Here is a 14,748-nt window from a genome sequence, read left to right as displayed (position 1 = left end):
AGCCAGTGGACGCAATACCTGGGCGGTGCTGCGCCTCGAAGTGGCCGCCGAATCTCACCTACGGAGATTTAAGTGACTGCAAACAAACGGGTCTTGGGAGACGCCACCTGTGTTGCAGGTTTCGGCGGTCTGTCTTCGTAATACTCCAAAACACATGACAGAAAAAAGCACTTTGACGCTTTTTTGAAGTTTATTTTGCAGAGTGACGAAAAGCCCTTGGCGGACTGCCATCACCCGTTTACAGTCGGAGATCAACCTGCAGCAAAATCCCCCCCGGAATCGCCCTTCGCCCAATGTTTACGGGCTTGCTGGCTTTTTATCGAAACCCGTCCTGACAGTCTTCCCAACCGATCCCGCTCTGCGCCGTCTGCGTCATCAGCCAGGGCAGCGCCGTTTTCACCCCCTCCTGTTTCACATTGAAATTGATCACGCCGTGACGCCACAACAGCATCAGGGTCAGCACCCGTTGCGCGCTCTGGCTGGCCTTGAGTTTGCCGGCACCGTCCTGGGCATCAATGTCCCACAGCGCCACTTGCAGGCCCTGGGACTTGAAGAACGCCTCGGCATCCGACCGGCGCTGGCCATCGGGCGGACGGAACAGCGGGACGAAGTTTTCCGGCAGCTTGCTTTTCACCAGCTCGACGCTTCGCCGCACCGAGTCCTGCCAGTCCTGCCAGTGGCTGTGGGAACGGAATTCCCAGCCTTGCACACCGATGCACTGGCCTGAATACATCGATTGCAGGCCGGCCACCGAGCCCTGCGCCAGACGCGCCTGAATGTCTTTGCCGAGGACAAAGAACGTACCGCTCATGTTCGACTTGCGCAGGTACTCGGCCACCCAGTCGGTGTTGTCCGGCGCGGCATTCGCGGCGCTGTCGAAGGTCAGCAGGAACAACCGGTCATGCATGGCCGCGCCGTTGCGCTCATAGTCGCCAAAATGATCGACTTCGCTGCTGGTTTGCGGAAACAGCGCCGCCTTGCGCAACTGCTCGTCCAGGTACTGGGCATGAAACAACCGGCTCGGTTCGGCCCACTTGATGTAATAGCTGTCATCGCCGATCAGGAATTTGCCGGCCTGTTCACGCAGGGTCGGCATGTCCTCGACCAGAAAACAGAAGGAAGCGTCCTGGTCGCAACTCTGCTGGGCGAAGTTGAAGTTGGCCAGCAAGCGTTGCCACAGGCGCTGGCGAACCCGGTTGACCGATTCCATATTGACCGTGCGCAGGCCCAGGCGCTGGGCCAGTGCGGGTTCATCCAGGGATTCGCTGGCCAGCAGCACCCGGGCGAACATGAGGATTTCGGCCCGTGACGCCACGTCGAACAGCGTCGGGTTGTTGAGCTTTTCCGGCCAGGTGCCGCGATCAAGGGTCGCCACGTCGCCCGGCGCCGCCAGGGCACCCAGGCTCAGCAGCCACGCCGAGAGTAGAAGAACGATACGCAATGGGATGTCTCCATAACAAAACCCGCGCGGCACTATAGCTGATACGCCACATATTCCCGCAGCCACACACATCCCCTGTGGGTAGCCACCGATCACCTATCGCACCGATAGCTGGAGTCAACATCCCCAACCCCCTAGAATCGCCCCCACGATTAAAGGAGACGACTTCATGCTGATGGTGATTTCACCCGCCAAGACCCTCGATTACGAAACACCGCCGGCGACCCAGCGCTTTACCCAGCCGCAGTACCTCGACCATTCCCAGGAACTGATCCTGCAATTGCGCGACCTGACGCCCGCGCAGATCAGCGAGTTGATGCACGTCTCCGACAAGATCGGCGGGCTCAACGCCGCGCGTTTCGGCAGCTGGACCCCAGCCTTCACCCCGGAAAACGCCAAGCAGGCGTTGCTGGCCTTTAAGGGCGATGTGTACACCGGGCTGAATGCGCAAACCTTCAGCGAAGCCGACTTTGATTACGCCCAGCAACATTTGCGCATGCTCTCGGGCCTGTACGGCCTGCTGCGCCCACTGGACCTGATGCAGCCATACCGCCTGGAAATGGGCACCAAACTGGCCAACGCCCGGGGCAAGGACTTGTATGCGTTCTGGGGTTCGCGCATCAGCGAGTGGCTGAACGAAGCCCTGGCCGACCAGGGCGACGACGTGCTGCTGAACCTGGCCTCCAACGAGTACTTCTCGGCGGTCAAGCGCAAGGACCTGAACGCGCGCATCATCAATACCGAGTTCAAGGACCTGAAAAACGGCCAGTACAAAATCATCAGCTTCTACGCGAAAAAGGCCCGGGGCCTGATGAGTCGCTTCGTCATTGAAGAGCGCATCAACGACCCGGATACCCTCAAGCAGTTCGATGCACAGGGCTATCGCTACAGCAGCGAGCAGTCGAAACCGGACAACCTGGTCTTCCTTCGCGATCACGCACCCGAGTGATCCACCCGGTCGGCGCGCGACCGTCCATTCGGTCGGCGTCGACTCATTGATCCACCCCACATTCCTCGCCAAATCCGCCATTTTTATGGCGCCAAAATTACATTAGTCAATTTTCTAACGATACTTTCACTCGACTTCGATCATTTTTTTCAGTAGTGGCACTGAAAAATTTTATCGGTAGTGGCAAATAACTATCCCTTCGGATAATCCGCCTATATATAAAGGGCGAAACGGCAAGTGCTATCAATTTGAGAGCAGTGCCATCTTTGTCAATATTTCAAGAAATTTCAGAAATCGCGATCTCCGGATCGGAACTATGTCCGAATGCACCGCTCATACCACCGGTAACGATTCTCACAGAGGTTGTAGGAGATAACTTACGCAGAGCAGAGATTCATGTAGCGAAGTTGCACCATCAACTTTCGCGGACTAATCCCTGATTTGGGCAACACACAAAGGACAGGAGATAACCGATGAAGACTATCCCCTACAGGGCCAAGGCAGCGCCCCTATAACGTGCTCCGCTGAGCACCCAACCGCTTGATTTTACAGGCCTGCGGCCTGGCATCGAGCGCGCAGGACACTTGCACGAATATCTTCTGAGAAGAGGATCGGCTGCATAACAAGGCAAGTCATAACAATAAGCCCTGGTTAAGCACACTTTGAGTGCACTTATTTAGACACTCGTAACTTATATGCCACTACACGGCATTGTTGCGCCTGCAAGACGCACTTGCGAGTGCACTATCACCGCTGAACACCATTAACTCCGGCCATCTAATGGCTTGATAAACACAGAGGTAATTTGCGATGCGCATCAGCATATTTGGTTTGGGTTACGTGGGCGCTGTCTGTGCCGGTTGCCTGTCTGCACGGGGCCATGACGTGGTTGGCGTCGATGTTGCCAAAGACAAGATCGATATGATCAACGCAGGCAAATCGCCGATCGTTGAACCGGGTCTGGGCGAACTGTTGGCGCAAGGTATTCAGACGGGCCGACTGCGCGGTACTACCAACTTCGCCGAGGCGATTCGCGACACTGACCTGTCGATGATCTGCGTCGGTACGCCGAGCAAGAAGAACGGCGACCTGGAACTGAACTACATCGAGGCCGTGTGCCGCGAGATCGGTTTTGTCCTGCGTGACAAATCCACCCGCCACACCATCGTGGTGCGCAGCACCGTGTTGCCGGGCACCGTGGCCAACGTGGTCATCCCGATCCTCGAAGATTGCTCCGGCAAGAAAGCCGGCGTCGACTTCGGTGTTGCCGTGAACCCTGAGTTCCTGCGCGAAAGCACCGCCATCGCCGACTACGACCAGCCGCCAATGACGGTCATCGGCGAGTTCGACAAGGCCTCGGGCGACGTCCTGCAATCGCTGTACGAAGAACTCGACGCACCGATCATCCGCAAGGACATCGCCGTTGCCGAGATGATCAAGTACACCTGCAACGTGTGGCACGCCACCAAGGTGACCTTCGCCAATGAGATCGGCAACATCGCCAAGGCGGTTGGCGTCGACGGTCGCGAAGTGATGGACGTGGTCTGCCAGGACAAGACCCTGAACCTGTCCCAGTACTACATGCGCCCGGGCTTCGCCTTCGGCGGTTCCTGCCTGCCAAAGGACGTGCGCGCCCTGACCTACCGCGCCGGCTCCCTGGATGTCGAAGCCCCGCTGCTCAACTCGCTGATGCGCAGCAACGAGTCCCAGGTGCAGAACGCCTTCGACATCGTCAACAGCCACGACAAGCGCAAAGTCGCCCTGCTGGGCCTGAGCTTCAAGGCCGGCACCGACGACCTGCGTGAAAGCCCGCTGGTTGACCTGGCGGAAATGCTGATCGGCAAGGGTTTCGACCTGAAAATCTACGACAGCAACGTCGAGTACGCCCGTGTCCACGGCGCGAACAAAGACTACATCGAGTCGAAGATCCCCCACGTTTCGTCCTTGCTCGATTCCGACTTCGACGCGGTGATCAACAACTCCGACGTGATCATCCTCGGCAACCGTGACGAGAAATTCCGCGCCCTGGTCAAGGACGTCCCGCACGGCAAGCAAGTGATCGACCTGGTCGGCTTCATGTCCAAGGCCACCAGCACCGTCAGCCGTGCTGAAGGTATCTGCTGGTAACGCAGACAGCTGCGTGAACCCTTTGTAGGAGCTGTCGAGTGAAACGAGGCGGCGATCTTTCCAGGTCCACTTGAATCCCGGGCGAAAGATCAAAAGATCGCAGCCTCGTTTCACTCGGCAGCTCCTACAGGGATTCTGGCGTTATCCAAACCGGGTGGCGCCAGTTTTTACAAGCCTGCCTTAACCCATTCGGGCTTCGCCCGAGATCGAGACGGATGCAGATTATGCACAGGCTAAAGCACGGCCTCCTCCAGGCCGCCGGTTGGCTGTTTTATCTCAGTTTACTGATGGGCATCGCGATGGCGTTGCCTGTGTCCACGTTCGACTCCGAGTCGAAGGACTTCATTTTCCTGATCGGTATCGTCGGAATCTGGCGCTACTCGATGGGTGCCACGCACTTTCTGCGCGGCATGCTGTTTCTGTACGTGGTCTATCCGCACCTGCGGCGCAAAGTGCGCAAGCTGGGCAAGGCGGCGGACCCGTCCCACGTGTTCCTGATGGTCACCAGTTTCCGTATCGACGCGCTGACCACCGCGCAGGTCTACAGCTCGGTGATCCGCGAAGCGATCGACTGCGAGCTGCCGACCACCATCGTCTGCTCCATCGTCGAAATGTCCGATGAACTGCTGGTCAAGAGCCTGTGGAGCCGGATGAATCCGCCTGCCCGGGTGAAGCTCGACTTCGTGCGCATTCCCGGCACCGGCAAACGCGATGGCCTGGCCTTCGGTTTTCGCGCCATCTCCCGTCACCTGCCGGATGACCGCGCCGTGGTGGCCGTGATCGATGGCGACACCGTGCTCGGCGAAGGCGTGGTGCGCAAGACCGTGCCGTGGTTCCAGCTGTTCGGCAACGTCGGCGGCCTGACCACCAACGAGTTCTGCGAAGTGCGCGGTGGCTACATCATGAGCGAATGGCACAAGCTGCGTTTCGCCCAGCGTCACATCAACATGTGCTCGATGGCACTGTCCAAGCGCGTGCTGACCATGACCGGGCGGATGTCGGTGTTCCGTGCCACCGTGGTCACCAACCCGGAATTCATCGCCGACGTGGAAAGCGACTCGCTGCAACACTGGCGCCTGGGTCGTTTCAAGTTCCTGACCGGTGACGACAAGTCCAGCTGGTTCAGCCTGATGCGCCTGGGCTACGACACCTTCTACGTGCCCGACGCCGCGATCAACACGGTCGAGCACCCGCCGGAAAAGAGCTTCATCAAGGCCAGTCGCAAACTGATGTTCCGCTGGTATGGCAACAACCTGCGGCAGAACTCCCGCGCCCTGGGCCTGGGGATCAAACGCCTCGGTGCGTTCACCTCGGTGGTGTTGTTCGATCAGCGCGTGTCGATGTGGACCTCCCTGCTGGGCCTGACCGTGGCACTGATCGCCAGCTTCAAGTACGGCACCGCGTTCATCCTGGCGTACCTGCTGTGGATCGGCATCACCCGCCTGATCCTGACCCTGCTGCTGTCCTGCTCCGGCCACCGGATCGGTCCGGCTTACCCGCTGATTCTCTATTACAACCAGATCGTCGGCGCGCTGGTGAAGATCTACGTGTTCTTCCGCCTCGACCAACAGTCCTGGACTCGCCAGCCCACTTCCCTGACCCGTGATCTCGCCAGCTTTCAACGTTGGTTCAACACCTGGTCGTCTCGGACCATGACCTTCTCCGCCGGCAGCATTTTCGTCGCCGTGCTGCTGATGATGGTCTGACCGCCCCCTTATTGAATTAACAAGGAAACCGCCCTTATGAATACCGCCGTCAACGCCAACGTAGTGCATGAATCCGAAGCCCAGCGCCAGCACGCCCGGGTGAAAATCCCGGCCAAGCTGCGTTTCTTCGGTCCCGACCGCACGCCGGTCGAGGCGCGAGTGATCGACCTCTCCGCCGGCGGCCTGGCCTTCAATGCCGGTCAGCTGCCGCTCAAGACCGGCGACGTGTACAAGGCTCGCCTGCAATTCGTGATCGACAACCTCGGCCTGGCCATGGACGTCGAACTGCAAGTGCGCTCCTACGATCGCCAGACCGGTCGTGCCGGTTGCCAGTTCCAGAACCTGGAACAGCAAGACATCTCCACCCTGCGCCACCTGATCACCTCGCACCTGGCCGGCGACATCGTCAGCATCGGCGAAGTGCTGGCGACCCTGCAGCGCGACAACTTCACCAAGGCGCGCAAGGTCAAGGACGGCGGCCATGGCATGAGTGCGATGGGGCGGATGAAGGCCGTGACCTTCAGCCTGGGGATTTTCGTGGTGGGCCTGGCCGCGTTCGGTTTCATCTTCAAATCGGTGTACGGCATGTACTTCGTCAGCCACGCCCAGGCCGGCCTGGTCAGCGTACCGGGCGTGAACATCACCATGCCCCGCGACGGCACCGTGCAGAGCCTGGTCAAAGCCGACGGCGTAGCCGCCAAAGGCGCACCGCTGGCGACCTTCAGCACCAGCATGCTCGACGTCCTCAAGGGTCACCTGGAAGACGATCAACTGGCCCCGGCCAAGGTTGAAGAGCTGTTCGGCAAGCAAATGACCGGCACCCTGACGTCGCCGTGCGATTGCACCGTGGCCCAGCAAATGGTCGCCGACGGCCAGTACGCCAGCAAGGGCGACGTGATCTTCCAGCTGGTGCCGCGCAACACCGAAGCCAATGTCGAGGCACGCTTCTCCTACCGTCAGTTCGGCGACGTGTTGCCCGGCACCGCCGTGCGCTTCCAGATCGCCGGCGAAGACAAGACCCGCACCGGCAAGATCGTCAGCAGCACCAGCCTGAAAAGCGCCGACCTGTCGTCCGACATCCGCGTCCTGATCCAGCCGGACGAAGCCCTGGACAGCAACCTCGCCGGTCGCCCGGTGGAAGTGAACAGCGACCGTGGCCCGAACCTGAACTGGCTGATCGACAAAGCCATGGCGGCTGGTCTGTAACCGGAGGACATGCCTGTGACGACTCCACCTATCCTGAACACACCGCAGCCCCTGTGGGAGCGGGCTTGCTCGCGAATGCAATTCAACATTCAGAACACATGCAGTCTGACACACCGCTTTCGCGAGCAAGCCCGCTCCCACATGGGGTCTGTGTGTGCCTTGGCATTGGCGGTGAGCCTCGCCGGTTGCGCCGGCCTGCCCGACCAGCGCCTGGCCAACGAAGCCCTCAAGCGGGGCGACACCGCCACCGCCGCGGCGAACTATCAGCAACTGGCGGACCTGGGCTACAGCGAGGCCCAGGTCGGCCTGGCCGATCTTCAGGTCGACAGCCGCGATCCGGCGCAGATGAAACAGGCCGAGGCGACTTATCGCGCCGCCGCCAGCGTTTCGCCCCGTGCCCAGGCGCGTCTCGGCCGTTTGCTGGTGGCCAAGCCCGGCGCCACCGAAGCCGAGCACCACGAAGCCGAAGGCCTGTTGAAAAAGGCTTCCGCCGCTGGCGAAGGCAATACCTTGATCCCGTTGGCCATGCTGTACCTGCAATACCCGCACAGTTTCCCCGAGGTCGACGCGCAGAAGCAGATCAGCCAATGGCGTGCCGAAGGCAAGCCGGAAGCGGGCCTGGCGCAAGTGCTGCTGTACCGCACCCAGGGCACCTACGACCAGCACCTGGATGACGTGGAAACCATCTGCAAGGCCGCGCTCAACAGCACCGACATCTGCTATGTCGAACTGGCCACGGTCTATCAGAAAAAAGCCCAGCCGGAACAACAGGCCGAGCTGATCAAGCAGATGCAGGCCGCCCACAGTCGCGGCACCGTTTCCGCACAGCGTGTCGACAGTGTCGCTCGCGTGCTCGCCGATTCGTCCCTGGGCAAGACCGACGAAAAAACCGCGCAGTCGCTGCTCGAACCCATCGCGCCCGGCTACCCGGCGTCGTGGGTCACCCTCGCACAACTGATCTACGACTTCCCGGAACTGGGCGACATCGACCAGATGATGAAGTACCTGGACAACGGCCGCGCCGCCGACCAGCCGCGCGCGGAACTGTTGCTGGGCAAGCTCTACTACGAAGGCAAGATGGTCCCGGCCGATGCCAAGGTCGCCGAAGAACATTTCCAGAAAGCCGTCGGCCGCGAAGTCGCCGCCGATTACTACCTCGGCCAGATCTACCGCCGTGGCTACCTGGGCCAGGTCTATCCGCAGAAGGCTCTGGATCACCTGCTGACCGCTGCGCGCAACGGCCAGAACAGCGCCGATTTCGCCATCGCCCAGCTGTTTTCCCAAGGCAAAGGCACCAAGCCCGACCCGCTCAATGCCTACGTGTTCAGCCAGCTCGCCAAGGCCCAGAACACCCCGCAAGCCACCGAGCTTGCGCAAACACTCGAAGCCCAACTGCCCCCTGCGCAGCTTGCCCAGGCCCAGCGACTGTTGAAACAGGAACAGTCGACGCGCGGTGCCTTGAGCCAGAACACGCCGCAACTGCAGGCCCTGCAAGAAGACGGCGAGGAAGCCCTATGAAGTTGAATCCATTCATGAAGGCCGGTATCGGCCTGACATTCGCCCTGATCTGGTCGTGCCCGACCCTGGCTGCGATGACGGAAGAAGCCAGGAATTACGGCCTGGACGTGAAAATCACCGGCCAGTCCGAAGACGACCGCGACCTCGGCACCCAGAGCGGTGGCGACGTCAATGGCCTCGGCCTCGACCTGCGTCCGTGGGTCTACGGCGAGAGCGGCGCGTGGAGCGCCTACGCCATGGGCCAGGCCGTGACGTCCACCGACATCATCGAGACCGACACCCTGCAAGAGTCCGACAGCGACGGCACCCAGACCACCGACAACGGTGATCGCAAGACCAAGAAAAACTACCTGGCGATGCGCGAGTTCTGGGTCGGCTACAGCGGCTTCACGCCCTACCCCGGCGAGATTCTCAAGCTCGGTCGCCAACGCCTGCGCAACGACGACGGCCAATGGCGCGACACCAACATCGAAGCCCTGAACTGGACCTTCGACACCACCCTGCTGCGCGCCAACGCCGGTATCGCCGAACGCTTCAGCGAGTACCGCACCGACCTGAAGGAACTGGCGCCGAAGGACAAGGACCGCCTGCACGCCTACGCCGATGCCGCCTACCAGTGGACACCGGGTAACTGGGTCGGCATTCGCGGTCATCACACCCACGATGACGGCAAGCTCGACTATGCGGAGCCGGGTGTGGCCAGCGATTCGCTGGACAAGAAACAGAACGGCGACATCAGCTGGCTCGGCCTCACCGCCGACAGCGACGCCTATAACTGGCGCAACACCAATACCGTCAACTACTGGGGCAGCATCACCGGCATGAGCGGCGACCGCGACACGGTCAACCCGTTGAACGCCGATGGCACCGCGCCCGCACAAGCCAAGCACAGCGGCGATGTCGACGGCTGGGCCACCGACCTGGGCGTGCGCCTGCGCCTCGATCCGCAATGGCAAGTCGGTGCGGCCTACGCCCGTGCCAGCGCCGATTACGAACAGAACGGCCTGGAAAGCAACCGCTCGAACTTCACCGGCACGCGCTCGCGGGTGCACCGTTTCGGCGAGGCCTTCCGTGGCGAAATGAACAACCTGCAAACCGCGACGCTGTTCGGTTCGTGGATGCTCAACGACGAATACGACGCCAGCCTGATCTACCACAAATTCTGGCGCGTCGACGGCAACAAGCCGGTCGGCAGCAACGGCATCGACGCCGTGCAGAACGACACCGACGACGTCACCGGCGCCGTGCTGTCGAGCACCTCGCTGCCGCTGGCCGATGGTGAAAAAGACATGGGGCAGGAAATGGACCTGGTGGTCACCAAGTACTTCAAGCAAGGCCTGTTGCCAGCGGCGTTGAGCCAGTCGATCGACGAGCCTTCGGCCCTGGTGCGGTTGCGTGGCGGCGTGTTCAAGCCGGGCGACGCCTACGGCAAGGAAGTCGATTCGTACATGCACCGCGCGTTCATCGACGTGATCTGGCGCTTCTGATGCACATTGCGAAGGGAGTCTCCCAGATGAATCATCAAGCCATAAAAGGCTCGATCAGCCTGTTGGCCGGCGCGATGCTGCTGGCCAGTGCCGCTGCCTTCGCCAACGTGGAGCCGGCCGCCAAGCCGGCGACCATGGCCAAGGAACTGCAACAAGCCAAGACCTACACCGTCAGCAGCGCACCGACCGCGCCGCTGGAACTGGCACAGCCGACACTGCCGGACGTCTCGGGCTACACCAGCGATGCCATCGCCGCCAAGATCGTGCGCAGCAAGGCCGGCAAAATCAGCGTGCGCCGGATGATGCAAGAGAACGCCCTGAAGGACTTCATCGGCGGCGACAACAAGATGGCCGAATGGGTGGTGCGTCAGCACGGCATCCCGCAGGCGATTTTCGTCGACGACGGCTACATGAACCTCAAGGACCTGGCGAAAAAACTGCCCAAGCAGTACTTCAGCGAAACCTCGCCGGGCGTGTTCCTGGCGAAGTTGCCGATTGTGGTCGGTGAGAAAGGCATCCTGGAAATCGACAAGCAGACCCAGGAACTGCGCCTGTCCCAGGAGGCCGGTTCGTTCCTGGTCAACGACGGCCAGCTGTTTGTCCGCGACACCAAAATCACCGGCTGGCGCGAGAAGGACAACGGTCCTGCAACCTTCCGCTCGCCGAAGGAATTCCGCCCGTTCCTGCTGGCCTGGGGCGGCACCGAGACTTACATCGCCAACAGCAAAATGGCCAGCTTCGGCTACGCCAACAGTAAGTCCTACGGCGTGAGTATTTCCCAGTACACGCCGAACATGGCCAAGGTGCTCAAGCGTCCCGAGCCGACCGGCTGGATCGTCGGCTCCGAGTTCTCGGACATGTGGTACGGCTTCTACTGCTACGAAACCCGCGACTTCGTGGTCAAGGGCAACACCTACAAAGACAACATCGTCTACGGCATCGACCCGCACGACCGTTCCCACGGCCTGATCATTGCCGACAACACGGTGTTCGGGACCAAGAAGAAGCACGGGATCATTATTTCCCGTGAGGTCAACGACAGTTTCATCTTCAACAACCGCAGCTACGACAACAAGTTGTCGGGTCTGGTGATCGACCGTAACAGCGTCAACAACCTGATCGCCCACAACGAGATCTACCAGAACCACACCGACGGCATCACCCTCTACGAGAGTGCCGACAACCTGCTGTGGGGCAACAAGGTGATCAGCAACCGTCGCCACGGCATTCGCATTCGTAACAGCGTGAACATTCGCCTCTACGAAAACGTCGCCATGGCCAACGGCCTGACCGGCGTTTACGGCCACATCAAGGACCTGACCGATACCGACCGCGACATCAAGCTCGACCCGTTCGACGCCCAGGTGTCGCTGATCGTGGTCGGCGGTGAACTGGCGGCCAACGGCAGCGGCCCGCTGTCCATCGACTCGCCGCTGAGCGTCGAGCTGTATCGCGTGTCCATGCTCGCGCCCACCAAATCCAGCGGCATCAGCTTCTCGGGGATTCTCGGCGAGCGCCAGGATGAAATTCTCGACCTGCTGGTGCGCCAGCAGAAAGCCGTGCTGATCGACCCTGTCGAACGCCAGACCGAAATGCGGGACTGAGGATAATTTTATGCACCCACACTTGATCAAATTACTCAGCCTGTCGGCCCTGACCGCCGGCATTCTCGCCGCCAGCACTGGTGCGCGCGCCGACGAAGCCCAAGCACCAACCTTCAGTGCCGAACCCTGCTGCAGCCTGTGCCCGGCCGCCCACGATGCGAAGAATTACACCACCCGCTACCAGCAGAATTTCACCACGCTGGTGCAGGCCCAGGGCGACTGGCTGTTCCGTACCCAGGAAGACTTGCGCACCGAGTTCGATACCACGCCCGCCGGCTACAAACGCATGAAACAGCTGCACGATGCGTTCAAGAGCAAAGGCGTGGAGCTGGTCGTGGTTTACCAGCCGACCCGTGGCCTGGTGAACCGCAACAAGCTCAACCCGGCCGAGAAAGCCAGCTTCGATTTCGACAAGGCGCTGCGTAACTACAAGACCATGCTCGGACGTTTCGCGCAGATGGGCTACGTAGTGCCGGACCTGTCGCCACTGACCAACGAACAACTGCCCGACACCCTGCCGGCCCACGATTTCTACTTCCGTGGCGACCAGCACTGGACGCCCTACGGCGCGCAGCGCACGGCGAAAATCGTCGCCGAAAAGGTCAAGCAGATCCCGGCTTTCGCCGACATTCCCAAGCGTGAATTCGAGACCCATAAGTCGGGTCGCATGGGCAAGACCGGAACATTACACAACATGGCCGGTCAACTCTGTGGCACCAGCTACGCGATCCAGTACATGGATCAATTCACCACCGAGCCGAAAGGCGAAGCGGGCGATGGCGATCTGTTCGGCGATTCCGGCAACCCGGAAATCACCCTGGTCGGCACCAGCCACAGCGGCAAGAACTACAACTTCGCCGGTTTCCTCGAAGAGGCCATCGGCGCCGACATTCTCAACGTGGCGTTCCCCGGCGGCGGCCTGGAAGGTTCGATGCTGCAGTACCTGGGCAGCGACGAGTTCCAGAAGAACCCGCCGAAAATTCTCATCTGGGAATTCTCGCCGCTCTATCGCCTGGACCAGGAAACCATCTACCGCCAGATGATGGCGTTGCTGGACAACGGTTGCGAAGGCAAGGAACCCCAGATGTCCGGCAGCACCACGTTAAAACCGGGCAAGAACGAACTGATGGTCAACAGCAAAAACCTGAACCTGCAAAACAGCAGTCACCAGGTCGACATCCGCTTCGCCGACACCTCGGTGAAAACCCTGCAAGCCACCCTCTGGTACATGAACGGTCGCCACGAGGACATCAAGATCGACAAACCGGAAACCTCCGACACCGACGGGCGTTTCGCCTTCGAGTTGCGCACGGACGAAGACTGGGCCTCGCAGAACCTGCTGGCCGTCGAAATCCAGGGCCCTGAAAAAGCAGGTGCCGCGCCACAGAAAGTCGAAGCGAAAATCTGCAAACGCAACGTATTCCCCGGCGCGGAGCAACGTACCGCTTCGGTCGGGCAATGAGGTCTGCCATGCGAAATCCGAGACTTGCCACACTGACGCTGTTGAGCCTGGCGATGTTCGCCGGCGCGACTCAAGCCGCGGCGCCATTGCGCCCGCCCCAGGGCTACTTCGCGCCCATCGAGAAAGTCAAAACCGGCGACAAGGGCGAAGGCTGCGATGCGATGCCGACGCCCTACACCGGCTCGCTGCAATTTCGCAGCAAGTACGAAGGCTCGGACAAGGCTCGTTCAACGCTGAACGTGCAATCGGAAAAAGCCTTCCGCGACAGCACCGCCGACATCACCAAAATCGAGCGCGGCACCAGCAAGCGGGTGATGCAGTTCATGCGTGACGGTCGCCCGGAACAACTGGAATGCACGCTCAATTGGCTGACCGCCTGGGCCAAGGCCGATGCGCTGATGTCCAAGGACTTCAACCATACTGGCAAGTCCATGCGCAAATGGGCGCTGGGCAGCATGGCGTCGTCGTACATTCGCCTGAAATTCTCCGACTCCCATCCGCTGGCCAACCATCAGCAGGAGTCGCAGCTGATCGAAGCCTGGTTCAGCAAAATGGCTGATCAGGTGGTCAGCGACTGGGACAACCTGCCGCTGGAAAAAACCAACAACCACTCGTACTGGGCGGCCTGGTCGGTGATGGCAACGTCGGTCGCCACCAACCGCCGCGACCTGTTCGACTGGGCAGTGAAGGAATACAAGGTCGGCGCCAATCAAGTTGACGCCCAGGGCTTTTTGCCCAACGAACTCAAGCGCCAGCAACGCGCCCTCGCCTACCACAACTACGCCCTGCCGCCGCTGGCGATGATCGCCAGTTTCGCCCAGGTCAACGGTGTGGATCTGCGCCAGGAAAACAACGGTGCGCTCAAACGCCTGGGTGATCGCGTGCTGGCCGGGGTGAAGGACCCGGATGAGTTCGAGAAGAAGAACGGTAAAGAGCAGGACATGACCGACCTGAAGGTCGACTCGAAATTCGCCTGGCTCGAACCGTTCTGCACCCTCTACACCTGCTCGCCGGATGTGCTGGAAAAGAAACACGAGATGCAACCGTTCAAGACCTTCCGCCTCGGGGGTGACCTGACCAAGGTCTACGACCCGGCGAATGAGAAGGGCAAAGGTTCTTGAGGCCCGACATCAATCCCTTGTAGGAGCGAGCCTGCTCGCGATTGCGGTCTGACATCCAACATCGATGTCGACTGACAGGGTCTCATCGCGAGCAGGCTCGCTCCTACAGGGGGCATGTATCGAGTTT

The 14,748-nt window shown here is 60.5% G+C and carries 10 protein-coding genes; 9 read left to right on the top strand and 1 reads right to left on the bottom strand.

Translation table 11 applies throughout. The features are described from left to right. Positions 1 to 316 precede the first annotated feature (316 nt). Positions 317 to 1,441 carry a polysaccharide deacetylase family protein gene (locus F8N66_RS22145; RefSeq protein WP_150772210.1) on the bottom strand — a complete coding sequence of 375 codons (1,125 nt, stop codon included), beginning with the start codon at positions 1,439 to 1,441 and terminating at the stop codon, positions 317 to 319. A 169-nt stretch (positions 1,442 to 1,610) separates the two neighbouring features. On the opposite strand from F8N66_RS22145, the gene yaaA reads away from it, so the two are divergent. From yaaA to F8N66_RS22095, 9 genes are all read left to right on the top strand, one after another. After that, positions 1,611 to 2,390 (top strand): peroxide stress protein YaaA, encoded by a 780-nt coding sequence (gene yaaA, locus F8N66_RS22140; RefSeq protein WP_150772209.1) that lies wholly within the window; start codon positions 1,611 to 1,613, stop codon positions 2,388 to 2,390. 810 nt (positions 2,391 to 3,200) lie between these two features. Next, positions 3,201 to 4,517 (top strand): nucleotide sugar dehydrogenase, encoded by a 1,317-nt coding sequence (locus tag F8N66_RS22135; protein WP_150772208.1) that lies wholly within the window; start codon positions 3,201 to 3,203, stop codon positions 4,515 to 4,517. A gap of 224 nt (positions 4,518 to 4,741) precedes the next feature. Then, positions 4,742 to 6,223: a mannuronan synthase gene (gene alg8 / locus F8N66_RS22130; RefSeq protein WP_412070752.1), complete on the top strand. Its 1,482-nt coding sequence runs from the start codon at positions 4,742 to 4,744 to the stop codon at positions 6,221 to 6,223. 36 nt (positions 6,224 to 6,259) lie between these two features. Next, complete coding sequence (locus F8N66_RS22125) at positions 6,260 to 7,429, top strand: alginate biosynthesis protein Alg44 (RefSeq protein WP_150772206.1); 1,170 nt, start codon at positions 6,260 to 6,262, stop codon at positions 7,427 to 7,429. Positions 7,430 to 7,570: 141 nt separating this feature from the next. Continuing rightward, on the top strand, positions 7,571 to 8,947 hold the full coding sequence (gene algK, locus F8N66_RS22115; RefSeq protein WP_150772205.1) for an alginate biosynthesis TPR repeat lipoprotein AlgK: 1,377 nt from the start codon (positions 7,571 to 7,573) through the stop codon (positions 8,945 to 8,947). Beyond that, entirely contained in the window at positions 8,944 to 10,434 is a 1,491-nt protein-coding gene (locus F8N66_RS22110; RefSeq protein ID WP_150772204.1) for an alginate export family protein, read from the top strand. The genes algK and F8N66_RS22110 overlap by 4 nt, the downstream gene beginning before the upstream one ends. 26 nt (positions 10,435 to 10,460) lie before the next feature. Then, on the top strand, positions 10,461 to 12,038 hold the full coding sequence (gene algG / locus F8N66_RS22105) for a mannuronan 5-epimerase AlgG (RefSeq protein WP_150772203.1): 1,578 nt from the start codon (positions 10,461 to 10,463) through the stop codon (positions 12,036 to 12,038). 10 nt (positions 12,039 to 12,048) lie between these two features. Then, positions 12,049 to 13,500 carry an alginate O-acetyltransferase gene (locus F8N66_RS22100; RefSeq protein WP_150772202.1) on the top strand — a complete coding sequence of 484 codons (1,452 nt, stop codon included), beginning with the start codon at positions 12,049 to 12,051 and terminating at the stop codon, positions 13,498 to 13,500. Between the two features lie 8 nt (positions 13,501 to 13,508). Next, positions 13,509 to 14,621 (top strand): mannuronate-specific alginate lyase, encoded by a 1,113-nt coding sequence (locus F8N66_RS22095; protein ID WP_150772201.1) that lies wholly within the window; start codon positions 13,509 to 13,511, stop codon positions 14,619 to 14,621. The last annotated feature ends 127 nt before the right edge of the window (positions 14,622 to 14,748 follow it).

Origin of the sequence: Pseudomonas fluorescens (assembly GCF_902498195.1) — a bacterium.
Lineage (GTDB): Bacteria > Pseudomonadota > Gammaproteobacteria > Pseudomonadales > Pseudomonadaceae > Aquipseudomonas > Aquipseudomonas fluorescens_BU.
This window is presented reverse-complemented; position numbering and strand designations above follow the sequence as displayed.

Excerpts from the sequence above, each read along its gene's own strand:
- yaaA (WP_150772209.1), top strand. The coding sequence starts at position 1,611 with ATGCTGATGGTGATTTCACCCGCCAAGACCCTCGATTACGAAACACCG.
- F8N66_RS22135 (WP_150772208.1), top strand. The coding sequence starts at position 3,201 with ATGCGCATCAGCATATTTGGTTTGGGTTACGTGGGCGCTGTCTGTGCC.
- alg8 (WP_412070752.1), top strand. The coding sequence starts at position 4,742 with ATGCACAGGCTAAAGCACGGCCTCCTCCAGGCCGCCGGTTGGCTGTTT.
- F8N66_RS22125 (WP_150772206.1), top strand. The coding sequence starts at position 6,260 with ATGAATACCGCCGTCAACGCCAACGTAGTGCATGAATCCGAAGCCCAG.
- algK (WP_150772205.1), top strand. The coding sequence starts at position 7,571 with ATGGGGTCTGTGTGTGCCTTGGCATTGGCGGTGAGCCTCGCCGGTTGC.
- F8N66_RS22110 (WP_150772204.1), top strand. The coding sequence starts at position 8,944 with ATGAAGTTGAATCCATTCATGAAGGCCGGTATCGGCCTGACATTCGCC.
- algG (WP_150772203.1), top strand. The coding sequence starts at position 10,461 with ATGAATCATCAAGCCATAAAAGGCTCGATCAGCCTGTTGGCCGGCGCG.
- F8N66_RS22100 (WP_150772202.1), top strand. The coding sequence starts at position 12,049 with ATGCACCCACACTTGATCAAATTACTCAGCCTGTCGGCCCTGACCGCC.
- F8N66_RS22095 (WP_150772201.1), top strand. The coding sequence starts at position 13,509 with ATGCGAAATCCGAGACTTGCCACACTGACGCTGTTGAGCCTGGCGATG.